The following is a 21,740-nucleotide window of genomic DNA, read 5'->3' as shown; positions in this document are numbered from 1 at the left end:
AAAGCGCACCCTCTCGGCGAGGACGTGCCGGGGAGCGTGCGCTCTCGCGGAGACGGTGCGTCCTCGGCGCATGGGGGCCTGCCGTGATCGCCGCACGGGTGGTTTCATGGCGTCATGAGCGAATCGTTCTCGGAGGCCCCGGGGGCGCACCCGGGGGAGCCGCACGCGTCGTCCATGTCGGGGCGGCTCAACTGGTTGCGCGCGGGCGTCCTCGGCGCGAACGACGGCATCGTGTCGACCGCGGCCCTGGTCGTCGGTGTCGCGGGGGCGACGACGGAGGCCGCACCGATCTTCGCCGCCGGCGTCGCGGGCCTCGTGGGCGGCGCGATCTCCATGGCGCTCGGCGAGTACGTCTCGGTCAGCAGCCAGAGCGACAGTCAGCGGGCGATGATCACCAAGGAGCGCCGCGAGCTCGCCCAGGACCCCGAGGCGGAGCTCATCGAGCTGGCGGGGCTCTACGAGCAGCGCGGGCTCTCGCCCGAGACCGCGCGACGGGTGGCGGAGGAACTGACCCAGCACGATGTGGTCGCCGCGCACCTCGAGGCCGAGCTGGGGCTGACCGAGGACGAGGTCGTCAGTCCGTCGGCGGCGGCCGGAGCGAGTGCGCTCGCCTTCACCATCGGCGCGCTGCTGCCGCTCCTCGCGATCCTCCTGCCGCCCGCCGGCATCCGGGTTCCCGTCACTTTCGTCGCGGTCCTCGTCGCTCTCGCTCTCACCGGCTACCTGAGCGCGCGTCTCGGCGACAGTCCGCCGCTTCGCCCCGTCATCCGGGTCGTCGTCGGAGGGGCACTCGCGCTGATCGCGACGTTCACGGTGGGCTCGCTCCTCGGCGTCTCCGGTGCCGTCTGACCCCGTCTGACCCGCCGTCGAGTGCGCACCGCTGACGCGAGGACGCATGGTGTTCGGTGCGGGCTCGCGGCCTTGGTGCGTGCTCGGCGAGGGCAGCGCGCACGCCCAACGAAAAACGCCCCGGCTGTGAGAGCCGGGGCAGGGTGGTGGGCGATGCGGGACTCGAACCCACGACCTCTTCCGTGTGAAGGAAGCGCGCTAACCAACTGCGCCAATCGCCCATCTGGCCCGTGAGGGCCGAGACACGAGCATACCGGATGCCGCGACGGTTCCCGAACGCGGCGGCGAGACACGCGCGGGGCGACGCCGGTTTTGCACTCGTGCGATCGTCGGCTAATGTTTAACAAGTGCCGGAGCGATCCGGAACGAAATGCGGATGTAGCGCAGTGGTAGCGCATCACCTTGCCAAGGTGAGGGTCGCGAGTTCGAATCTCGTCATCCGCTCGAGTGCGAGGATCTCCCGTCAGGGTGATCCGGCACGTGGGTCAGAACCACACACGGTGGCGTGGCCGAGCGGCTAGGCACCGGCCTGCAAAGCCGTTTACACGGGTTCGAATCCCGTCGCCACCTCGCCTCATAACTGAACAGCCTGTATAGGCGCGATTGGCGCAGCGGTAGCGCGCTTCCCTGACACGGAAGAGGTCACTGGTTCGATCCCAGTATCGCGCACCGAGAAGCCCCCGGTTCTGCCGGGGGTTTTGTCGTTTCCGGGTCCGTGACCTGGGTCTCCGCTGCGCCGGAGTTCTCCGCCGGTTAGGCTCGGCGCCATGACTCAGCTCGTGCTCACCGTCGTCGGAGACGACCGGGTGGGACTCGTCCGCACACTCGCCGACACCGTCGCCGCGCACGGCGGCAACTGGGCGCGCAGCGAACTCGCGGAGCTCGCCGGCGCCTTCGCGGGGATCGTGCTGGTGGAGGTGCCCGCAGACCGCGAGGCCGGCCTCACCGAGGCGCTCGAGCGTCTGGACGGCTTACTGCGCATCACGACACACCAGCCGTTGACGCCAGTCGTCGCGAGCGGGCAGGTGCTGCGTTTCACGGTGCTCGGCAACGACCGTCCCGGAATCGTGCGCGAGATGAGCGACGCGATCGGCGCCCACGCGCTGAGCATCGACGCGCTGACCAGCCGCACCCTCGACGCTCCGATGGCGGGCGGCACGCTGTTCGAGGCGACTCTCGTGGTCCGCCTGCCCGCGGAGTTCGACGCCGCCGACATCGTGGCGGACCTCGAGCGTCTCGCGGGTGAGATCCAGGTCGACCTCACCCTGACGTGAGCCTCGACACCTCTGGCGGTTACGCCCGGGCGCGGTGAGGCTCAGCGCAGCGCGAGCGGCAGGACCGACAAGCCGACGACGAGCGGTGCGGCGACGAGGCCCCAGAGGATGAAGCGCCGCCAGGGGACGTCGACACCCACCGCGTGCAGCCGCTCGTGCCAGAGCAGCGTCGCGAGCGACGCCCAGGGGGTGATGAGCGGTCCCGCGTTGACACCGACGAGCAGCGCGCCGAGACGCTCCGGGGTTCCCGCCGCCGACTCGAGCAGCAGGTACGCGGGCAGGTTGTCGACGGTGTTCGCCGCGACGAGGGCGGTGCCCGCCATGCGCCACAGCTCGAACGGCCCGCCGGCCTCTCCGGCGACCAGCGACACCACCGCTGCGGAGCCGAGGGACTCGAGCGCCGCCATGGCGGTGAACAGCCCCGCCGCGAACACGAGCAGCTGCCACGGGACGAGGCGCGCGGAGAGCCCGCGGGGCGATCGCCATGCGAAGAGTCCGATGAGCAGAATCGCGGCGACCGTCGCCGGGATCCACGGCTCCAGCCCGCTGACGAGGGCCGGCATGAGTGCGAGGACGACGACGGATGCCACGACCAGCTGCATCCGGTCGGTGACGCGCGGCACAGGCGCGGGCTCGAAGCGGCCGACGAGCGAGCGCCGATGGACGGCGAACAGCAGCGCGACCGTCACGAGGATCGCGACGGCTGCAGACGGCCCCATCAGCGCGAGGAACGCCAGGGGGCCGCCCTCGGGCAGCCGGCTGAGGGCCAGCAGGTTGGTCAGGTTCGACACGGGAAGCACAAGCGAAGCTGTGTTCGCGAGCCACACCGTTGTGAAGGCGAAGGGCAGCGGCGGCAGTCCGTTGGCGCGTGCGACGGCGACGACGACCGGGGTGAGCAGCACCGCGGTCGTGTCGAGCGAGAGGAAGGCCGTGGCGACGACGGCGAGCGCCACGACGAGGAGCCAGAGCACAATGGTCCGGCCCCGGGAGGCGCGGGCGAGCCGGCCGGCTGCGACGTCGAACACGCCGGCCTTCGCCGCCAGCTCCGCCACGATCGTGACGGCGACCACGAAGGCGAGGATCGGCGCGACCCGCTCGACGATCCTGACGAGCTCGCTCGGGGGCAGGATGCCGCTGACGACCGCGCCCGCCGCCACGAGCAGCAGTGCGGCTCCGGCGATGGCGAGCTTCACGGCATCCATCATGGGCCCTCGGGGCCCGCTCTGAAGCCGCCGACGCTCACGAGTAGGATCGACGCATGGAACGCCGGATCGGAGCCCGTGTGCTCACCCGCTTCGTCGCCGCCGGCCGAACGCTCTCGGCCTGAGCGGGCGGGACGCGGCGAGCGTCCGAAGCTGAGTAGCCTTGATCCGAGCCAACCATCTGGAGATGTTCCCTTGACTGACGTCGTTTCCCCGTCGGACGTGTCGTACCCCGCCGACGGCTTCGCCCTCTTCCCCGACCGCTCCGTCGTCGCCCTGCGCGTCAACGGCGATCTGAAGGACCTCGCGACGGTCGTCGCCGAGACGGATGCCGTCGAGCCGGTGACCGTATCGAGCCCCGACGGTCTCGCGATCCTCCGCCACTCGACGGCGCACGTGCTGGCCCAGGCCGTGCAGCGCATCCGGCCGCAGTCGAACCTCGGGATCGGACCGCCCATCGAGGACGGCTTCTACTACGACTTCGGCGTCGATGAGCCCTTCACTCCGGAGGACCTCAAGTCGATCAAGAAGGAGATGGAGCGCATCGTCCGCGAGAACCAGCGATTCGTCCGCCGGGTCGTCACCGCTGACGAGGCGCGCGCCGAGCTCGCCGACGAGCCCTTCAAGCTCGAGCTCGTCGACCTCGCCGGCGGCCCCGGGTCGGGCGCTGACGCGGCAGAGGGGGCGTCAGCCGAGATCGGCGCCGGTGAGCTGACGATCTACGACAACGTCACCCGCGACGGGGAGACCGCCTGGAAGGACCTCTGCCGCGGACCGCACGTGCCTGGCACCCGCATGGTCGGCAACGGCTGGGATCTGACCCGGGTGGCGGCCGCCTACTGGCGCGGCAGCGAGAAGAACCCGCAGCTGCAGCGCATCTACGGCACCGCGTGGCCGTCGAAGGACGAACTGCGCGCGTACCAGGAGCGCCTGGCCGAGGCGGCCCGCCGCGATCACCGCAAGCTCGGCGTCGAGCTCGACCTGTTCTCGTTCCCCGACGAGATCGGCCCCGGCCTGTCGGTGTTCCACCCCAAGGGCGGCATCATCCGCTACGAGATCGAGCGCTACATGCGCGAGCAGCTGCTCGCGAACGACTACGAGGTCGTGAACACGCCGCACATCACCAAGGGCGATCTGTTCATGACGAGCGGCCACCTGCAGTGGTATGCCGACGGCATGTACCCGCCCATGAAGCTCGATGAGACCGTCGACGCCGAGGGCAACGTGACGCGGCAGGGGCAGGAGTACTACCTCAAGCCGATGAACTGCCCGTTCCACAACCTGATCTTCCGCTCGCGCGGACGCAGCTACCGCGAGCTGCCGCTGCGGCTCAGCGAGTTCGGGTCTGTCTACCGCTACGAGAAGAGCGGCACGCTGTCCGGGCTCACCCGCGTGCGCGGCATGACCCAGGACGACACGCACATCTACGTCACCCCCGACCAGGTCGAGGACGAGCTCGTGCGGAGCCTCGAGTTCGTGCTGCAGACTCTGCGCGACTACGGACTCAACGACTTCTACCTCGAGCTGTCGACGAAGGAGGAGGGCAACCCGAAGTTCATCGGCGACGACTCCCTCTGGCAGCAGGCGACCGAGACGCTCCGGCGTGTTGCCGAGGGGTCGGGTCTCGAGCTCGTTCCGGATCCCGGCGGCGCGGCGTTCTACGGCCCGAAGATCTCGGTGCAGGCCCGCGATGCGATCGGCCGCACCTGGCAGATGTCGACCATCCAGCTCGATTTCAATCAGCCCGAGCGTTTCGAACTCGAGTACACCGGCCCTGACGGCGAGAAGCACCGCCCGGTGATGATCCACCGTGCCCTGTTCGGGTCGATCGAGCGCTTCTTCGCGATCCTGCTCGAGCACTACGCGGGTGCCTTCCCGGTCTGGCTCGCGCCCGTGCAGGTCGTCGGCATCCCCGTCGCCGACGACTACGCGCCGTACCTGCAGGAGATCGTCTCGCGTCTGCGCAAGGCCGGCGTCCGTGCCGAGCTCGACCGCTCGGATGACCGGATGCAGAAGAAGATCCGCACCCACACCACGCAGAAGGTTCCGCTGCAGCTCATCGCGGGCGAACAGGACCGCGCCGGAGGCACGGTCTCGTTCCGCTTCCGCGACGGATCGCAGACCAACAGCGTCGCCGTTGACGAAGCCGTCGAGCGCATCCTGGCGGCCATCGCGAACCGCACGCTCGTCGACACGGCGGAGCACCTGGACGCTGCGGGACAGCTCGCGTGACCGGCTCGTCGGACACCCCGCGCCCTGTCGAGGACGCCGCGCGCCTGGCCGGGGTGCCCGACGAGTTCCAGCGGCTGTGGACACCGCACCGGATGGCGTACATCCAGGCCGGTCCCGAGCCGCTGCGCGACGAGTGCCCCTTCTGCGCGGCGCCCGGCAAGTCGGATGCCGACGGCCTCATCGTCGCGCGGGGGCGCACCGCCTACGTGCTGCTGAACCTCTTCCCGTACAACTCGGGTCACCTGCTGGTGTGCCCGTACCGGCACATCCCGACGTACGACCTCGCGACCGCTGAGGAGGTGGCCGAGATCGGCGCGCTGACGCAGACGGCCATGCGCGTGCTGCGCGAGGTGTCGCGGTGCGACGGTTTCAACCTCGGGATGAATCAGGGCGCGGTCGCGGGCGCCGGCGTCGACGGGCACCTGCACCAGCACGTCGTGCCCCGGTGGGCGACCGACGCGAACTTCTTCCCGATCATCGCGAAGACGAAGGCACTCCCGCAGCTGCTCGGCGAGGTCCGCGAAGCGGTCGCGGGCGCCTGGCCGACCGACTGACCAGTCCTTCCTCGTGCTCGACCCCGAGCGCAAGCCCCGCCGCGGGGCGCCGCGGGGACGATAACCTGAGCGCTCCCTGAGGAGGCACCATGTCGATCACCGCCCGTCCCCGTACCGCGACCCTCGCCGCACTGGCCGTCCTGGGCGTGGTCGCCCTGGCGGGGTGCACGCCCGCGAGTGATGCGGGCTCTTCGGAGGGGACTCCGACTCCGGCTCCGACGGCGTCCGCGCAGGAGGAGAGCTCGGCTGCGACCCCCGACGCGGGCGACGCTCTCGCCGAGCGCGACGCCTTCATCGCGGAGCAGCAGCAGCCCGTGGGACAGCCCACGCTCACCGCGAAGACGCCCGCGCAGCAGGAGCTCGTCGCCCAACAGCGCGCGCACCTCGAGGCGAACGGCGGACAGTGGTCCGAGCAGGCCGAGACCGTGACGCTCGCCCTTGCCCTGGACGCGTGCGAGACCTCCATCCTCAACGGGCACCAGGTCGACCAGAACGTGTTCCAGATGCACGTCACGTCGTCGCCGCTCATCCAGAGCCTCGCCGTCGACGACGCGTCGCGCGAGGGCGCCGTGAGCATCATGGTCTTCGGCACGCGGTTCCTGTGCCCGGACGACGCTCCGCAGTGGGAGCAGGCGTGGACGGAGTCCGGCGGACAGTAGTGACGCCGGTCAGCGCACCTGCTCGACCGTGAACTGCATCCGCGGGTGCGCGTAGGCCTCCTGGCTCTCGACGAGCTGGAGTTCGCGCTCGCCCGACTCGTGCGTACGCGTGAGCAGGTCGAACACGCTCGAGGTCGTGCGCGCCAGCGCCTCGGCTGCGGAGCCGGTGCTGCGGTAGTGAGCGGTGAACAGGGCCGCCGTCACATCGCCGGATCCGTTCGCCTTCATGGGAATGTGGGGCGTGCGGACGATCCAAGCCCCGGCGTCGTCCGCGGCGAGCATCTCGATCGTGCCTTCGGGTCGGTCCGGGCGCTCGACGCTCGTCACGAGCACGGTGCGCGGACCCATCGCGCGGGCGGCGTCGACGGATGCGAGAGTCGAGTCGAGATCGGTCGGCTCGGTCTCGGTCAGGAAGCCGAGCTCGAACTGGTTCGGGGTGATGATGTCTGCGGCCGGCACGACGCGCTCGCGGAGCAGGATCGGGATTGCGGGCGCCACGAAGCACCCGGACTTCGCGTTGCCCATGACGGGGTCGCACGCGTAGACGGCATCCGGATTCGCGGCCTTGACACGCGCGACGGTGTCGAGGATGACGTCGGCGATGCCCTCGCCCCCCTGGTAGCCCGACAGGACGACGTCGATCTGCGGGAAGGCGCCGCGATCCTCGACACCCGCGATGACGGCGCGGACGTCGTCCGGGCTGATCATCGGGCCGCCCCAGGCGCCGTACCCGGTGTGGTTGGAGAAGTTCACCGTGTAGACCGGCATGACCTCCACGCCGATGCGCTGCAGCGGGAACACCGCGGCGGAGTTGCCGACGTGTCCGTATGCGACGGCCGACTGGATCGAGAGCACCTTCATGGGGTCATGCCTTTCGAGAGGGGAGGGCGGATGCGACGAGGTCGCGCGTGAGCAGTGCGGCGTCGGCGTCGTCCAGGTCGTGCACGGTCAGCCGCAGGTGGCGCGAAGGTGCGTCGTCGGCCAGCCGGAATTCGTCGCCGGTGCGCGCGAGCCAGCCCCGGCGCATCAGGGCGTCGGCGACGGAGCGGGCGGTGCCGGGTACCTCGACCCAGAGACTGAGTCCGTCACCGGGTGCGCAGGGGAGGCCCGCGCGCGTCAGCTCGGCTGCGAAGGCGCTGTTGCGGTCGGCGTAGTGAGCCCGAGCGGCGGCGATCGTGCCGGCGGCGGTGTCGTCCGAGACGAGAGCGTGTGTCAGTCGCTGCAGCAGGTGGCTGACCCATGTGGTGCCCGAGCCGAGGCGCAGAGCCAGGCGTTCCGCGGTCGTGGGGTCGGATGCCGTGACCGCGAGGCACATGTCCGGTCCGAGGAACTTCGACACCGAGCGCACCCGTGCCCAGCGTTCGTGCTGGTCGCCGATGACCGAGCGGTACGGCTGGGTCGACAGGAGGGAGAAGTGGTCGTCCTCGATGACGAGGACGAACGGATGATCGGCCAGTACCGCGCGCAGGGCTGCCGCACGCTCGGCCGACAGGCTCGCTCCGGTGGGATTCTGCGCTCGCGGGGTGATGACGACGGCGCGGGCGCCCGCGTCCAGGGCTGCTCGCAGTCCATCGATCGTCATGCCCTCGTTGTCGACGGGCACCGGGATCGCGCGGTAGCCGGCGAGGCGCACCGTGTGGATGCTCGCGAGGAAGCACGGGTCTTCGAGGGCAACCGCGTCGTCGCGGGTGAGAGCCTGCGCCAGGAGGCGCTCGACGGCGTCGACGGCGCCACCGGTGACGGTGAGGTGGATGCCGGCATCCGCTGCCGTGTCAGCGGCGAACCAGTTCCTGGCCCAGGCTGCGAGACCGCCGTCGATGACCGGTTCGCCGTACAGGACGGGGCGTCCGGCGACTCGGCCGAGCACGCCGCGCGGATCGGGGATGAGAGCAGGATCCGGATTTCCGGACCCGACGTCGCGCAGCACCGTGTCGGCGGCCACGCCCTCGGCGGCGACGGGGGAGACCTCGGCGATTCGCGTTCCGCCGCGGCCGCGGGCCACGACGACGCCGGCCTGCGCGAGGAGCCGGTAGGCGGCGACCACGGTGTTCCGGTTGACGCCGAGCTGCTCCGCCAGGGCGCGCACCGGTGGCAGCGCGTCGTCCGCGCGCAGGGCGCCTCGCTCGAGCAGCATCCGGACGCTGTCGGCGATCTCACCCGCCGTGTGTCCGGTGATCGTGTCACGGGAAGTCATCGGGACGATCTTATGTCGGATGCCATGCTACTTTTTGGCCTAGGCCGAACTGCATCCCGAAAAGACGGCCGGATCGGAGCCCCATCGTGTCGAACGACCAGACCGTCACCGGATCATCGCGCGTCAAGCGCGGCCTCGCAGAGATGCTGAAGGGCGGCGTCATCATGGACGTCGTCACCGCCGACCAGGCACGGGTCGCGGAGGATGCCGGCGCCGTGGCCGTCATGGCGCTCGAGCGCGTCCCCGCCGACATCCGCGCCCAGGGCGGGGTGGCGCGCATGAGCGACCCCGACCTGATCGACGAGATCATCGCGTCGGTGTCGATCCCCGTGATGGCGAAGGCGCGCATCGGGCACTTCGTCGAAGCGCGCGTGCTCCAGGAGCTCGGTGTGGACTACATCGACGAGTCCGAAGTGCTGTCGCCGGCCGACTACACGCACCACATCGACAAGTGGGGCTTCACCGTCCCGTTCGTGTGCGGTGCCACCAACCTCGGCGAGGCTCTGCGTCGCATCACGGAGGGGGCCGCGATGATCCGCTCCAAGGGCGAGGCCGGCACGGGCGACGTCTCGGAGGCGACGCGCCACATCCGCACGATCACCGCCGAGATCCGTGCTCTGCGAGCGAAGAGCCCCGACGAGCTGTACGTCGCGGCGAAGGAGCTCCAGGCGCCGTACGACCTCGTCGCCGAGGTCGCAGCCACCGGCACCCTGCCGGTCGTGCTCTTCACCGCGGGCGGTGTGGCCACCCCTGCCGACGCCGCGATGATGATGCAGCTCGGCGCGGACGGCGTCTTCGTGGGTTCCGGCATCTTCAAGTCGGGCGACCCTGCTCGCCGTGCCGCGGCCATCGTGAAGGCGACCACCTTCCACGATGACGCCGCCGTCGTCGCCGAGGCCTCGCGCGGACTCGGCGAGGCGATGGTCGGCATCACCGTCTCCGATCTGCCTGCCCCGCACCGTCTCGCCGACCGCGGCTGGTGAGCCGGTGGACGAAGGGATGCCGCCGCACGTCGGAATCCTCGCCCTGCAGGGAGACGTCCGCGAACACCTGCGCGTGCTCACGGAGCTCGGCGCGACGGCATCCCTCGTCCGTCGTCCCGGCGACCTGGCGGCGGTAAACGGTCTCGTCCTGCCGGGCGGTGAGTCGAGCGTCATCGACAAGCTGGCACGCGCGTTCGGGATGCAGCAGCCCATCCGCGACGCGATCACGGCGGGCATGCCGGTCTACGGCACCTGCGCCGGGCTCATCCTGCTCGCCGACCGCCTCGACGGGGCGATCGCGGGTCAGGAGACCTTCGGCGGGCTCGACGTGACCGTGCGACGGAACGCCTTCGGCGGGCAGACCGAATCGTTCGAGACGGCGCTCGCCGTCGCGGGCTGGGACGCGCCCGTCCACGCGGCGTTCATCCGAGCGCCGCTCGTCACCGAGCTCGGGCCGCGGGTGCGGTCGCTCGCGACCCTGCCGGATGTCGGGGTCGTCGCGGTCGAGCAGGGCCGTCTGCTCGCGACGGCGTTCCACCCGGAGGTCTCGGGCGAGCGCCGCTTCCACGAGAGGTTCCTCGCGCACGTCCGCGAGGCGAGCGCATCCGCCCGGTAAGATCGAGCGCATGTCCGGTCACTCCAAATGGGCCACGACCAAGCACAAGAAAGCCGTCGTCGACGCGCGCCGTGCCAAGTCGTGGGCCAAGCTCATCAAGAACATCGAGGTCGCCGCGAAGCTGGGCGGCCCCGATCTGCAGGGCAACCCCACGCTCTTCGACGCCGTCCTGAAGGCCAAGAAGACCTCGGTCCCGAAAGACAATATCGACCGCGCGATCAAGCGTGGCGCCGGTATCGGCGGCGAGGCCGTCGAGTACTCCTCGATCATGTACGAGGGCTACGGACCGAACGGAGTCGCGTTCCTCATCGAGTGTCTGACCGACAACAAGAACCGCGCCGCGGCCGAGGTCCGCACCGCTCTCAGTCGCAACGGCGGAACGCTGGCCGACCCGGGCAGCGTCGCTTACAACTTCAGCCGCAAGGGCGTCATCGTCGTCCCGTCCGAGGGCACGACCGAAGACGACGTCATGCTCGCGGTCCTCGAGGCGGGGGCGGAGGAGGTCGAGCCGCACGGCGACGGCTTCGGCGTCATCACCGAGGCCTCCGACCTCGTGTCGGTGCGCAGCGCCCTGCAGGACGCCGGCATCGAGTACGACTCCGCCGACGTCGAGTTCGTCCCCTCGCTCAAGGTGGAGGTCGACGCCGACACCGCCCGCAAGGTGTTCCGTCTCATCGACGCCCTCGAGGACAGCGACGACGTGCAGAACGTCTACACGAACTTCGACCTCACGCCCGAGGTGCAGGCCGAGCTCGAGAGCGACGACGAGTAACAGTCCGGGCATCGCTCGCAGTTCCCGGCATCCCGCGCACCTCGTTCTGCGTCGGATGCCGGGAACTGCGCGTTTCGCGGGTTGTCGCCGCTCCGCTCGGCTGCGGCAGACGTAGCGTGGGGGAGTGACCTCTCTGCGCGTGCTCGGTGTCGATCCCGGGCTCACCCGATGCGGAGTCGGCGTCGTCGACGTCGCCCGCGATCGATCCGCCGCCCTCGTGCATGTCGGGGTCGTCAGATCCGACGTCGAGCTGCCGATCGAGCGGCGGCTCGCGACGATCGCGGCGGGCCTGCGTGCGGTCATCGCGGAGCACCAGCCTCACGTCGTCGCCGTCGAGCGGGTCTTCGCTCAGCACAACCGGAGCACCGTCATGGGGACGGCGCAGGCGAGCGGCATCGCGCTGCTCGTCGCCGCGGAGAGCGGCCTCGATGCCGCGACCCACACGCCCTCCGAGGTCAAGGCGGCGATCACCGGCTACGGCTCGGCGGAGAAGCTGCAGGTGCAGACGATGGTCGCCCGCGTGCTGCGCCTGGACGCGCTGCCCCGGCCCGCGGATGCCGCTGATGCCCTGGCCCTCGCGATCTGCCATGCGTGGCGACGCGGTGTCGGCGGCCCGGCGTCGTCCGCCGGCGCGGCGGCGCTCACTCCGGCGCAGCGGGCGTGGGCGGACGCCGAGCGCCTGGCCCGGCGCTGACGCTCCCACCCGGTGGTCAGCGACGCGTGTCGCTCGAACATACCTGCGAAGCGGCGCCTAGGCTCGGATCATGATCTCCTCCCTGCGCGGCAGCGTGCTGCACCTCGAGTCCGACAGCGTCGTCATCGACGTCGGCGGGGTCGGGTTCTCGGTCGCCGTGACCCCCGACATCCCGCGCTCGTTCCACGTCGGCGATGAGATCGTGCTGCACACGAACCTCGTCGTCCGCGAAGACGCGCTCTCGCTGTTCGGCTTCGAGACGCGCGAGCAGCTCGGAGTCTTCCTGCTGCTCATCGGCGTGACCGGTGTCGGACCGAAGTCGGCTCTCGGCGTGCTCTCGGCATTGAGCGTCGCCCAGATCGCCGAGGCGGTCACCGCCGAAGACGACGCCCCGTTCCGGCGGGTGTCGGGCATCGGGCCCAAGACCGCGAAGCTCATCGTGGTACAGCTGGCGGGCAAGCTGCAGGCGGTGCCGTCTGCTCAGCCGGCGTCCGCTCCCTCGGGGGGAGGGACGCTCGTGGGTCAGGTCGTCGCAGCGCTCGTGGCTCTGGGGTGGAGCGAACGCGTGGCGACGGATGCCGTCGCGCAGGTCACGGCGGATGCTGCGGCCCCCGCGACCGTGCCCGCCCTGCTGAAGCTCGCGCTCGCGCAGCTCGGGCCGGCGCGACCGGAGCAGACCGGTGTCTGACGCGCACGAGCTCGCCGCCGACGAGACCGAGCTGGCCGTCGAGGGGGCACTGCGGCCGACCTCGCTCGCGGAGTTCGTCGGACAGCAGAAGGTGCGCGGGCAGCTCGAGCTGCTTCTGCAGGCGGCCGCGATGCAGGACCGTCCAGCCGACCACATCCTGCTGTCGGGACCTCCCGGTCTCGGGAAGACGACGCTCGCGATGATCGTCGCCCACGAGAGCGGCCGGCCGCTGCGGATGTCGAGCGGCCCGGCGATCCAGCACGCGGGCGATCTCGCGGCGCTGCTGTCGAGCCTCGTGCCCGGCGAGGTGCTCTTCATCGACGAGATCCACCGTATGGCGCGCTCGGCGGAGGAGATGCTGTACCTCGCGATGGAGGACTTCCGCATCGACATCATGGTCGGCAAGGGTGCCGGTGCCACCAGCATCCCTCTCGAGCTGGCCCCGTTCACCCTCGTCGGCGCAACGACCCGGTCGGGCCTCCTGCCCAACCCGCTTCGCGACCGGTTCGGGTTCACCGCGCACATGGAGTATTACGAGCCGGAGGAGCTCGAACGCGTGATCCAGCGGTCCGCGAGCGTCCTCGCCGTCGATGTCCCGGCCGTCGCACGGGCCGAGATCGCGCGCCGCTCCCGCGGCACACCGCGCATCGCGAACCGCCTGCTGCGCCGCGTCCGAGACTTCGTCGTGGTGCACGGTGACACAGCGGCGGGTGCGACGGAGGCGGATGTCGCGGCCGCGCTCGAGCTGTACGACGTCGACGCTATCGGCCTCGATCGGCTCGACCGTGCCGTGCTCGACGCACTCGTGCGCCGATTCGGCGGTGGGCCCGTCGGGCTCAACACCCTCGCGGTCACGGTCGGGGAGGAAGCGGAGACGATCGAGTCGGTCGTCGAGCCGTACCTCGTCCGCATCGGGTTCGTGGGCCGGTCGCCGCGCGGCCGCGTCGCGATGCCCTCGGCCTACCGCCACCTGGGCGTTCCCCGCGCCGACGGGGCGCTCGAGATCGATGACCTATAATCGCTGAAGGCTTCTCGCCGACGAATCCCGAGGGTGCGCATTCTTCGCGTGCCTACCCGTGAAAGGTGCTCCCACCTCCATGCTCTTCTTCGCCACCACCCCGGCCGACGCCCCTCCCGCGAACCCGGCGGTGCAGTTCTTCGCCGAGTACGGTCTGCTGATCATCCTCGCGCTGCTCATCGTCTTCATGTTCTGGAGCCAGCGCCGTCGCGCGCAGCGGATGAAGGCTGAGCAGGCGGAGAAGTCCCGTCAGCTGCTTCCCGGAGCGAAGGTGCTGCTGCAGGGCGGCTTCTACGGCACGATCGTCGAGTACGACGGCGAGGACCTCTCGAAGTCGGCTCGCGTCGAGCTCGCGCCCGGCGTCGAGGTCGAGGTGCACAGCCAGGCGATCCTGCGTGTGGTCGACCCCGCAGAGGGAACGCTCACCGAGGACGAGTACATCGAGGCCGAGGAGCACCACGACGAGTACGTCGCCGACGTCGAGCAGGGTCTGATCACCTCGGTCAGCGACGACGCCGCGCGGGATCGCGCCGACGCCGCTTCCGAGGGCGCGGCCGACCGCGACGACAAGCCCCGCGCCTGACCCGCCGCTGACCCGGCGCTCGCTCGACGAAAGCTGACCTCCCCGTGGCGACTTCCACACCTGTGCGCCGTGCCTGGCGCGCGCTGACCGGACTCGTGGTCCTGACGGCGCTCCTGTTCGGTATCAACGCGCTCGGCGTCTATGTGTTCAAGGCGAGTTCGTGGGCTCCGGAGCTCGCACTCGACCTCCAGGGCGGGACGCAGATCATCCTCGAGGCGCAGTCCGACGGGGCGGCGCCCTCGAGCGAGCAGATGCAGCAGGCGGCGTCCATCATCCGACAGCGCGTCGACGCATCCGGCCTGGTCGAGGCCGACATCGCCACGCAGGCCGGCAACCAGATCGTCGTTCAGCTTCCGGGCGAGGTCGATGACGAGACCCGTGAGCGTATCGACGCCTCGGCCCAGCTGCAGTTGCGCGCGGTGCTCTACACCGGCTCGCCCGCCACCAGCTTCGTCGGCGACGACGGCAACGAGACGCCGTACCCGACTCCCGATCCCAACCTGCCGGCGACCCCGTCGACGACGCCGTCCAACGGCAGCGACCCGGCGTGGATCACCGAGGCGCTGCAGGCTCAGTTCCTCGCCTACGACTGCGCGAATCCGGCGAACGACCCCGCGGACGCACCGGCCGATCAGCCGCTCGTCACCTGCGACCGCACCGGGACCGCGAAGTACATCCTCGGCCCGGTCGAGCTCGACGGCTCGTCCATCGACAACGCCACGAACGGTCTCGAGCAGAGCACCGGTCGCTGGGCGGTGAACATCACGTTCGATCAGCAGGGCACCGAGACATTCGGCAAGATCAGCCAGCGACTCTACGGACAGCAGTCGCCGCTCAACCAGTTCGCCTTCGTGCTCGACGGCGCTGTGCTGTCGGCGCCCTCCATGGATGCCGTCATCCTCACCGGCAAGCCGTCCATCACGGGCACGTTCGACCAGGACAGCTCGAAGGTGCTCGCCGACCAGCTGAAGTTCGGTGCTCTGCCGCTGAGCTTCGAGGTGCAGAGCACCAACACGATCTCCGCGACCCTCGGCTCCCAGCAGCTGCAGATCGGTCTCATCGCCGGCCTCATCGGCCTCGCCCTCGTCGCGGTGTACTCGCTCGTCGTATACCGGGCGCTCGGAACCGTCATCATCGCGTCACTGGTGGTGATGGCCGTGCTCACCTACGCGGCGCTCACGATCCTCGCCTGGCGCATGGGCTTCCGGCTCTCGCTGGCCGGTGTCGCGGGCCTCATCGTGACCATCGGTTTCACCGCAGACTCCTTCATCGTCTACTTCGAACGCATCAGAGACGAGCTGCGCGACGGCAAGTCGATCACGAGCGCGGTCGAGGACGGCTGGTCCCGCGCCAAGCGGACCATCTTCATCTCGAAGTCGATCAACATCCTCGCCGCGGTCGTGCTGTACATCCTGGCCGACTCGACGGTGAAGGGCTTCGCGTTCACCCTCGGGCTCACGACCGCGATCGACATCCTGATCTTCATCCTCTTCACGCATCCCGTGCTGCAGCTGCTCGTGCGCACGCGGTTCTTCGGGTCGGGGCACAAGCTGTCGGGTCTCGACCCGGACGCGCTGGGCGCCGTGTACCGCGGACGGGCGCAGTTCCGCGAGCCGGTCGCCGCGGCGGCGAAGACCTCCGCAGGACGCCGCGCAGCGAAGTCGCGTGGTGAGGCCGAACGGCGACAGACGATCGCGGAGCGCAAGCGTGCTGAACAGGCCGCAGGCGACCAGCGCGATGCGACGGGGGACAAGCACTGATGCGTTTCTTCAATCGGTTCGGCAACGACCTCTACACGGGGAAGCTCTCGTTCCCCTTCGTCGCCCGTCGCACGCTGTGGTTCATCATCGCCGCCGCCCTCGTGCTGGGCTCGGTGCTCGTCCTCGTGGTCAAGCCGCCGCAGTTCTCGATCGAGTTCACGGGCGGATCGCAGTTCACCGTCACGAACGTGTCGAACACCGATCAGCTGCTCGCGACCGACGCGGTGCAGGAGGTCGTGCCCGGCGCGACGACGAAGGTGACGACGATCGGCGAGGACGCTGTGCGCGTGCAGACCGACCAGATGTCCGACGCCGAGACCCGCGACGTCACGGCGCGACTGGCCGAGGCGTACGACGTCCCGGCCGCCGAGGTGAGCTCATCGTTCATCGGGCCGAGCTGGGGCCAGGACGTCACCCGACAGTCGCTGTGGGGCCTGGCGATCTTCCTCGCGCTGACGTTCCTGATCCTGGCGCTGTACTTCCGCACCTGGAAGATGTCCGTCGCCGCCATCATCGGCCTGGTCGACGTGCTCGTCGTGACCGTGGGCGTCTACTCGCTCTTCGGGTTCGAGATCTCTCCCGCGGCGGTCATCGGCTTCCTCACGATCCTGTCCTACTCGCTGTACGACACCACGGTCGTGTTCGACAAGGTCCGCGAGAACACGTTCGAAGACGGCGAGAAGTCGGGGCGGACGTTCGGCGAGTCGGTCAACCTTGCGGCCAACCAGACGCTCGTGCGCTCGATCAACACGACGATCGTTGCGGCCCTTCCGACCGGTGCGATCCTCTTCATCGGTGCGCTCTGGCTGGGTGCTCAGACCCTCACCGACATCTCGCTGTCGATCTTCGTCGGAACGCTCGTCGCCGCCTACTCGACGCTGTTCGTCGCGGTGCCGCTGTTCGCCCTGCTGCGCGAGAACGAGCCCGCTATCAAGGCGAACGACACCCGGGTTCTCGAGTCGCGCGAGCGTGCTTCGGTCGAGGCCTGAGCGCCGCGAGGGCGCGTAGAATCGATGTCTGCATGGCGGAGGTGAGGGTATGACCGAGATCACCCCGCCCCCTGCCCAGAGCTCGCTCCGGCGTCTCGTTCCTCGGATCTTCTCCCGCGCTGCGCCGCGGGAGGGGCTGGAGCAGCTCGTCCGGACGGTGCGCGCACATCACCCCAAGGGCGACATCGCGATCATCGATCGCGCTTATCAGACGGCGTCACGGGCGCACGCGCAGCAGAAGCGTCAGAGCGGCGAGCCGTACATCACGCATCCGCTCGCCGTAGCCCAGATCCTCGCCGAGCTCGGCCTCGGCCCGAGGGCCATCGCGGCCGCGCTGCTGCACGACACCGTAGAGGACACCTCGTACGGTCTGGACCAGCTGACGGCGGAGTTCGGCGACGAGGTCGCCATGCTCGTCGACGGTGTCACGAAGCTCGATAAGGTCAAGTACGGCGACGCCGCGCAGGCCGAGACCGTGCGCAAGATGATCGTCGCGATGTCGCGCGACATCCGCGTGCTGCTGATCAAACTGGCCGACCGGCTGCACAACGCGCGTACCTGGGGCTTCGTGCCGCCGGAGAAAGCGGCGAAGAAGGCGACCGAGACCCTCGAGATCTACGCGCCGCTCGCGCACCGGCTGGGTATCCAGGCCATCAAGAGCGAGCTCGAAGACCTCTCCTTCGCGGTCCTGCATCCGAAGCTCTACGCCGAGATCGACAGCCTCGTCACCCAGCGCACCCCGCAGCGCGAGCAGTACCTGCAGACCGTCATCGACGCCGTCGAGACGGATCTCCGTGAGCTCCGCATCCGCGGTCGCGTCATGGGACGGCCGAAGCAGCTCTACTCCGTCTACCAGAAGATGGTGGTGCGTGGGCGCGAGTTCGACGACATCTACGACCTCATCGGCATCCGTGTGCTGGTGACGACCGTCCGCGACTGCTACGCCGTACTCGGCTCGATCCACGCGCGGTGGACGCCGTTGCCCGGGCGGTTCAAGGATTACATCGCGACTCCGAAGTTCAACCTGTATCAGTCGCTTCACACCACCGTGATCGGTCCGGGTGGTCGCACGGTCGAGATCCAGATCCGCACCCACGAGATGCACCAGCAGGCCGAGTTCGGTGTCGCGGCGCACTGGAAGTACAAGGAGCGGATGGCGGGCGGCAAGGCCGACGCCAAGGCTATCGACAACGACATGGCGTGGCTCGCCCACATCTCCGACTGGCAGGCCGAGACGGCCGACCCGGGGGAGTTCCTCGACTCGCTCCGATTCGAGATCGGCGCGAAGGAGGTCTACGTCTTCACCCCGAAGGGGCGGGTCATCGGCCTGCCGGCGGGGGCCACCCCGGTCGACTTCGCCTACGCCGTGCACACCGAGATCGGCCACCGCACGATGGGTGCGAAGGTGAACGGGCGTCTCGTGCCGCTCGAGTCGACCCTCTCCAGCGGCGATGTCGTCGAGGTGTTCACCTCGAAGAACCCCGACGCCGGCCCGAGCCAGGACTGGCTGACATTCGTCAAGAGCACGCGGGCCCGCAACAAGATCCGCGGCTGGTTCACGAAGGAGCGGCGCGAAGAGGCCGTCGAGCAGGGCAAGGACGCGATCGCTCGGGCGATGCGACGTCAGAACCTGCCGCTCCAGCGCCTCATGGGGCAGGACGCGTTCACGGAAGTGGCGCACCAGCTGCGCTACGAGGACGTCACTGCGCTCTACGCGGCTGTGGGCGAGGGGCACGTCTCGACGCAGTCGGTGATCGAGAAAGTCACCGCGCTCGTCCGGGCAGAGGAGGACACCTCCACCGGACCGATCCAGCTGCCGGCTGTGGGACGGTCGCGCCAGAAGCGCGACAGCGACTCGGGTGTTCTCGTCCGCGGTGCGCCCGACATCCTCGTGAAGCTCGCGAAGTGCTGCACGCCGGTTCCGGGTGATGAGATCGTCGGCTTCGTCACCCGCGGGAGCGGCGTGTCGGTGCACCGCTCCGACTGCACGAACGTCGAGTCGCTCATGCGCGATCCGGAACGACTCATCGAGGTGTCGTGGGCGCCGACGACGAAGAGTCTCTTCCTGGTCCAGATCCAGGTGGAAGCGCTCGACCGTGCCGGGCTCCTCAGCGACGTCACGCGCGTGCTCAGCGAGCACCACGTCAACATCCTCTCCGCGTCGGTGCAGACCAACAACGATCGGCTCGCACTCAGCAGGTTCGTGTTCGAGATGGGCGACACCGTCCACCTCGACCGCGTGCTGAACGCGGTGCGGCGCATCGACGCGGTCTACGACGTGTACCGCGTCACGTCGTCCTGACCGGCGGGCGCTCCAGCCAGGCCAGGGCCTGCCGTTTGAACGGCAGGGGGCCGCTCGACGCCAACGACCGATGTGCCTCGTCGAGGATGCCGGGGAACGCGGCGATCATCGCGACGGCGCCGGCGCGTGGCGCGTCGCTGGCGGCGGCATCGGCGCGCAACAGGTCGCACAGGGTCCGGACGCGGCTCGACACAGGCATCCCGCCCAGATGCACGGTCTCTCGCGCCGGAAGCTGAAGGTCGCGGTAGTGCAGCCGATGATCGAGCACGTGGTTCCGGCGTCGCTCGGTGCAGCGCTGCACGCTGTGCCGCACCGGGGGGTCGGCGAGCGCGCCGTGGACCCAGGCAGCCGATTCGTGCGTCAGGGCCAGGCCCGGCGCGACGAGGGGGCGCAGCGATGCGGCCCGGATCTCGGGTCCTTCGACGACGTCCGCAGGCATGAATGATTCGCCGACCTCGACGACGTCACCGTCGAGACGTGCAGCAGCCAGCTCGGCCAGGGAGAGCCGGGTACCCGGGGTGTAGACGAACGGCCAGATCATTCCGTCAGTCTGGCGGGTGCGTCCGAACCGCGCGGAGAGAGCCGAACGGTCTGTGGACAGCATGGCCTCCACAGACCGTTCGCGTTCGCGGGGAGAGAGTCAGCCGCCGAGAGCGCTGAGCCAGGCCTTCCGGGCGCTGAGGGCCTCTTTGGCCTGTGCGATGGCGCGTTTGTCGCCCGACGCCTCCGCGTCGGCGACTTCGGCTTCGAGCTTCGCGATCGCGTCGTGCAGCTGCGACAGCATGTCGCCCTGGCGCGCCTTCGTCTCGGGGTTGTTGTTCTTCCAGTCGGCGTCCTCGCGCGCACGCACGGACTGCTCGATCTTGCGGAGCTCGTCGTCGAGGGCGCGCTCCTTGTCACGGGGGAAGATGCGACCGATCTCGTCCCAACGACGCTGAATGCCCGTGAGCAGCGCCCGGGCGGCAGCGGTGTCCTTCTCTGCGGTCACGGCGGCGGCCTCGTCGAGCAGAGCGCGCTTCGCGACGATCTTCTCCTGCGAGGCCTCGGCGTCAGCCTGCTCGCGCTCCGCTCGGGCACCGTAGAGCGCGTCGCCTGCGGCCTTGAACCGTGCCCAGAGCGCGTCGTCGGCCTTCTTGCCCGCGCGGCCCGACTGCTTCCACTGCTCGAGCAGATCGCGATAGGCGCCGATGCCGTCCTCGCCGCGGGGAGCGAGGGCCTCGGCCCGCTCGATGAGGCGCTGCTTCGCGTCGCGCGCGCTCTTGTGCGTCTCGTCGAGGCTGGCGTAGAACTCACGACGGTGCTTGTCGATGGTCGATCGGGCGTCGCGGAATCGCTTCCAGAGCTGCTGGCCGGTGCCGCGGGGGAGACGCGGGCCGTCGGCCTGATGGCGCTGCCAGCGGTCGAAGAGGTCGGTGACCTCTGCGGAGGTCTGCTTCCACTGGATCGACTTCGGATCGCGCGAGGCGATCGCCTCGATCGCCTCGACGAGCGCCGTACGCTCGGCGATCGCGGCGTCGAGCGCCTGCTTGGCCTCCGCCGCCTCGGACTCGGAGGCGGCGTCGAGCTCGCCCTCCAGCGCGACCAGGCGCGCCTCCAGAGCGGCCAGGTTGCCGACGGCCGCAGCCCCCGCGATGCGGGAACGGAGCGTGCTCACGGTCGAGCGCAGGTCGGAGGCTGACGATCCGCCGCGGCGGTGACGGACCTCGATGAGCGTCACTTCGCCGGCGAGGTCGGAGAACTTGCGCTGGAAGTAGGCGAGCGCCTCTTCCGGCGTGCCGTCGGGGTACTGGCCGACGACGCGCCATTCGGCCCCCTCGCGCACCGAGACGGTGCCGTCGTCATCGACGCGACCCCACGGGGCGTCGTCGGCGGGGGTGGTCGTGGAGTCAGGGGTGGAAGTCACGGAAGGCACCTCGTCGCGGCTCGCGCCGCATGGGGGTCAGGTCGGGGGACAGCCTAGTACGGAGGGCGTCAGGGCGACGGGATCGTTGTCGGAGTGGAATCCGCCGGTGTCGGGGTCTGTGTCGGCGTCGGCGTGGGTGACAAGGTCTCCGTGGGAGATGGCGCCGGACTCTCCGCGGGCGCGGGCGCTCCGGGACCTGCGGTGAAGTATGCGACCTGAGCGCCGATAGCGGCGAGGATCAGCACGCCGCCGGCGACGGCGGCGATGACGTTGTCGCGCGACCGGCGCCGTGCGAGGCCGTCGTGGTACTCGCGCCGGGCCGCATAGAGACGGGCGCGTTCGTGCGCCGCGCGATCGTCCCGGTTCCTGCCGCGACCTGCCACGTTGCCTCCTTCGTGCCCGTTGCGGGCCGCTCAAGCCTATGGCGCGGGTCTGCGCCGCGACAAAATCCTGGTGTCCGCGCGCGCG

21 protein-coding genes and 4 tRNA genes are annotated in these 21,740 nt (G+C 69.8%); 18 read left to right on the top strand and 7 right to left on the bottom strand.

The window, feature by feature from the left end:
• The first annotated feature begins 114 nt into the window (after positions 1-114).
• Complete coding sequence (locus O1W71_RS03355; protein ID WP_269266522.1) at positions 115-849, top strand: VIT1/CCC1 transporter family protein; 735 nt, start codon at positions 115-117, stop codon at positions 847-849.
• 144 nt (positions 850-993) lie between these two features.
• Here O1W71_RS03355 and O1W71_RS03350 read toward each other — a convergent pair.
• Positions 994-1,070, bottom strand: a tRNA-Val gene (locus tag O1W71_RS03350).
• Between the two features lie 151 nt (positions 1,071-1,221).
• Here O1W71_RS03350 and O1W71_RS03345 point away from each other — a divergent pair.
• The 4 genes from O1W71_RS03345 (at position 1,222) to O1W71_RS03330 (ending at position 2,123) form a co-directional block, all read left to right on the top strand.
• Positions 1,222-1,293, top strand: a tRNA-Gly gene (locus O1W71_RS03345).
• Positions 1,294-1,348: 55 nt separating this feature from the next.
• Positions 1,349-1,419: transfer RNA gene (locus O1W71_RS03340), tRNA-Cys, on the top strand.
• 27 nt (positions 1,420-1,446) lie between these two features.
• A tRNA-Val gene (locus O1W71_RS03335) sits at positions 1,447-1,518 on the top strand.
• 98 nt (positions 1,519-1,616) lie between these two features.
• Positions 1,617-2,123, top strand: coding sequence for a glycine cleavage system protein R (locus tag O1W71_RS03330; protein WP_269266521.1), 507 nt, complete (start codon positions 1,617-1,619; stop codon positions 2,121-2,123).
• Positions 2,124-2,164: 41 nt separating this feature from the next.
• On the opposite strand, the gene O1W71_RS03325 is transcribed toward O1W71_RS03330, so the two are convergent.
• Positions 2,165-3,325 (bottom strand): SLC13 family permease, encoded by a 1,161-nt coding sequence (locus O1W71_RS03325; protein WP_269266780.1) that lies wholly within the window; start codon positions 3,323-3,325, stop codon positions 2,165-2,167.
• Between the two features lie 195 nt (positions 3,326-3,520).
• On the opposite strand from O1W71_RS03325, the gene thrS reads away from it, so the two are divergent.
• The 3 genes from thrS (at position 3,521) to O1W71_RS03310 (ending at position 6,770) form a co-directional block, all read left to right on the top strand.
• On the top strand, positions 3,521-5,557 hold the full coding sequence (gene thrS, locus O1W71_RS03320) for a threonine--tRNA ligase (RefSeq protein WP_269266520.1): 2,037 nt from the start codon (positions 3,521-3,523) through the stop codon (positions 5,555-5,557).
• Entirely contained in the window at positions 5,554-6,111 is a 558-nt protein-coding gene (locus O1W71_RS03315) for an HIT family protein (protein WP_181574121.1), read from the top strand. Before thrS ends, O1W71_RS03315 begins: the two co-directional genes overlap by 4 nt.
• A gap of 89 nt (positions 6,112-6,200) precedes the next feature.
• Positions 6,201-6,770, top strand: a complete 570-nt coding sequence (locus O1W71_RS03310) for a hypothetical protein (protein WP_269266519.1) — start codon at positions 6,201-6,203, stop codon at positions 6,768-6,770.
• A gap of 9 nt (positions 6,771-6,779) precedes the next feature.
• Here O1W71_RS03310 and pdxY read toward each other — a convergent pair whose 3' ends face one another.
• Together pdxY and O1W71_RS03300 are read right to left on the bottom strand one after the other, a co-directional pair.
• The gene (pdxY, locus tag O1W71_RS03305; RefSeq protein ID WP_269266518.1) at positions 6,780-7,631 is read right to left on the bottom strand and encodes a pyridoxal kinase PdxY; all 852 of its coding nucleotides are present in this window, start codon (positions 7,629-7,631) and stop codon (positions 6,780-6,782) included.
• Positions 7,632-7,635: 4 nt separating this feature from the next.
• Complete coding sequence (locus tag O1W71_RS03300; protein WP_269266517.1) at positions 7,636-8,964, bottom strand: aminotransferase class I/II-fold pyridoxal phosphate-dependent enzyme; 1,329 nt, start codon at positions 8,962-8,964, stop codon at positions 7,636-7,638.
• An 86-nt stretch (positions 8,965-9,050) separates the two neighbouring features.
• Here O1W71_RS03300 and pdxS point away from each other — a divergent pair, with 86 nt between their 5' ends.
• The 10 genes from pdxS (at position 9,051) to O1W71_RS03250 (ending at position 19,369) form a co-directional block, all read left to right on the top strand.
• Positions 9,051-9,947: a pyridoxal 5'-phosphate synthase lyase subunit PdxS gene (gene pdxS, locus O1W71_RS03295; RefSeq protein WP_442923697.1), complete on the top strand. Its 897-nt coding sequence runs from the start codon at positions 9,051-9,053 to the stop codon at positions 9,945-9,947.
• A 16-nt stretch (positions 9,948-9,963) separates the two neighbouring features.
• The gene (gene pdxT, locus O1W71_RS03290; RefSeq protein ID WP_269266516.1) at positions 9,964-10,563 is read left to right on the top strand and encodes a pyridoxal 5'-phosphate synthase glutaminase subunit PdxT; all 600 of its coding nucleotides are present in this window, start codon (positions 9,964-9,966) and stop codon (positions 10,561-10,563) included.
• Between the two features lie 10 nt (positions 10,564-10,573).
• Positions 10,574-11,335: a YebC/PmpR family DNA-binding transcriptional regulator gene (locus tag O1W71_RS03285; RefSeq protein ID WP_112614218.1), complete on the top strand. Its 762-nt coding sequence runs from the start codon at positions 10,574-10,576 to the stop codon at positions 11,333-11,335.
• A 124-nt stretch (positions 11,336-11,459) separates the two neighbouring features.
• On the top strand, positions 11,460-12,029 hold the full coding sequence (gene ruvC, locus O1W71_RS03280) for a crossover junction endodeoxyribonuclease RuvC (RefSeq protein WP_269266515.1): 570 nt from the start codon (positions 11,460-11,462) through the stop codon (positions 12,027-12,029).
• A 70-nt stretch (positions 12,030-12,099) separates the two neighbouring features.
• The gene (ruvA, locus tag O1W71_RS03275; protein WP_269266514.1) at positions 12,100-12,717 is read left to right on the top strand and encodes a Holliday junction branch migration protein RuvA; all 618 of its coding nucleotides are present in this window, start codon (positions 12,100-12,102) and stop codon (positions 12,715-12,717) included.
• On the top strand, positions 12,710-13,735 hold the full coding sequence (gene ruvB, locus O1W71_RS03270) for a Holliday junction branch migration DNA helicase RuvB (protein ID WP_112614224.1): 1,026 nt from the start codon (positions 12,710-12,712) through the stop codon (positions 13,733-13,735). Before ruvA ends, ruvB begins: the two co-directional genes overlap by 8 nt.
• Positions 13,736-13,814: 79 nt before the next feature.
• The gene (locus O1W71_RS03265) at positions 13,815-14,318 is read left to right on the top strand and encodes a preprotein translocase subunit YajC (protein WP_112614227.1); all 504 of its coding nucleotides are present in this window, start codon (positions 13,815-13,817) and stop codon (positions 14,316-14,318) included.
• A gap of 44 nt (positions 14,319-14,362) precedes the next feature.
• Positions 14,363-16,078: a protein translocase subunit SecD gene (secD, locus tag O1W71_RS03260; RefSeq protein WP_112614229.1), complete on the top strand. Its 1,716-nt coding sequence runs from the start codon at positions 14,363-14,365 to the stop codon at positions 16,076-16,078.
• A complete protein-coding gene (gene secF / locus O1W71_RS03255; RefSeq protein WP_112614262.1) occupies positions 16,078-17,067 on the top strand; it encodes a protein translocase subunit SecF in 990 nt (329 codons plus the stop codon). The genes secD and secF overlap by 1 nt, the downstream gene beginning before the upstream one ends.
• A gap of 49 nt (positions 17,068-17,116) precedes the next feature.
• Positions 17,117-19,369 carry a RelA/SpoT family protein gene (locus O1W71_RS03250; RefSeq protein ID WP_112614264.1) on the top strand — a complete coding sequence of 751 codons (2,253 nt, stop codon included), beginning with the start codon at positions 17,117-17,119 and terminating at the stop codon, positions 19,367-19,369.
• Here the strand turns inward: O1W71_RS03250 and O1W71_RS03245 are convergent.
• From O1W71_RS03245 to O1W71_RS03235, 3 genes are all read right to left on the bottom strand, one after another.
• Positions 19,356-19,910 carry an SAM-dependent methyltransferase gene (locus tag O1W71_RS03245; protein WP_269266513.1) on the bottom strand — a complete coding sequence of 185 codons (555 nt, stop codon included), beginning with the start codon at positions 19,908-19,910 and terminating at the stop codon, positions 19,356-19,358. The two genes, O1W71_RS03250 and O1W71_RS03245, sit on opposite strands and share 14 nt — an antisense overlap.
• A gap of 99 nt (positions 19,911-20,009) precedes the next feature.
• Positions 20,010-21,272, bottom strand: coding sequence for a DUF349 domain-containing protein (locus tag O1W71_RS03240; RefSeq protein ID WP_269266512.1), 1,263 nt, complete (start codon positions 21,270-21,272; stop codon positions 20,010-20,012).
• Between the two features lie 68 nt (positions 21,273-21,340).
• Positions 21,341-21,655, bottom strand: coding sequence for a dioxygenase (locus O1W71_RS03235; protein ID WP_269266511.1), 315 nt, complete (start codon positions 21,653-21,655; stop codon positions 21,341-21,343).
• Between the last annotated feature and the right edge of the window lie 85 nt (positions 21,656-21,740).

This window comes from Microbacterium sp. H37-C3 (assembly GCF_027157935.1).
Taxonomy (GTDB): Bacteria; Actinomycetota; Actinomycetes; order Actinomycetales; family Microbacteriaceae; genus Microbacterium; species Microbacterium plantarum.
This window is presented reverse-complemented; position numbering and strand designations above follow the sequence as displayed.

Excerpts from the sequence above, each read along its gene's own strand:
- O1W71_RS03355 (WP_269266522.1), top strand. The coding sequence starts at position 115 with ATGAGCGAATCGTTCTCGGAGGCCCCGGGGGCGCACCCGGGGGAGCCG.
- O1W71_RS03330 (WP_269266521.1), top strand. The coding sequence starts at position 1,617 with ATGACTCAGCTCGTGCTCACCGTCGTCGGAGACGACCGGGTGGGACTC.
- O1W71_RS03325 (WP_269266780.1), bottom strand. The coding sequence starts at position 3,325 with ATGGATGCCGTGAAGCTCGCCATCGCCGGAGCCGCACTGCTGCTCGTG.
- O1W71_RS03310 (WP_269266519.1), top strand. The coding sequence starts at position 6,201 with ATGTCGATCACCGCCCGTCCCCGTACCGCGACCCTCGCCGCACTGGCC.
- pdxY (WP_269266518.1), bottom strand. The coding sequence starts at position 7,631 with ATGAAGGTGCTCTCGATCCAGTCGGCCGTCGCATACGGACACGTCGGC.
- O1W71_RS03300 (WP_269266517.1), bottom strand. The coding sequence starts at position 8,964 with ATGACTTCCCGTGACACGATCACCGGACACACGGCGGGTGAGATCGCC.
- pdxT (WP_269266516.1), top strand. The coding sequence starts at position 9,964 with ATGCCGCCGCACGTCGGAATCCTCGCCCTGCAGGGAGACGTCCGCGAA.
- O1W71_RS03285 (WP_112614218.1), top strand. The coding sequence starts at position 10,574 with ATGTCCGGTCACTCCAAATGGGCCACGACCAAGCACAAGAAAGCCGTC.
- ruvA (WP_269266514.1), top strand. The coding sequence starts at position 12,100 with ATGATCTCCTCCCTGCGCGGCAGCGTGCTGCACCTCGAGTCCGACAGC.
- O1W71_RS03265 (WP_112614227.1), top strand. The coding sequence starts at position 13,815 with ATGCTCTTCTTCGCCACCACCCCGGCCGACGCCCCTCCCGCGAACCCG.
- secF (WP_112614262.1), top strand. The coding sequence starts at position 16,078 with ATGCGTTTCTTCAATCGGTTCGGCAACGACCTCTACACGGGGAAGCTC.
- O1W71_RS03250 (WP_112614264.1), top strand. The coding sequence starts at position 17,117 with ATGACCGAGATCACCCCGCCCCCTGCCCAGAGCTCGCTCCGGCGTCTC.
- O1W71_RS03245 (WP_269266513.1), bottom strand. The coding sequence starts at position 19,910 with ATGATCTGGCCGTTCGTCTACACCCCGGGTACCCGGCTCTCCCTGGCC.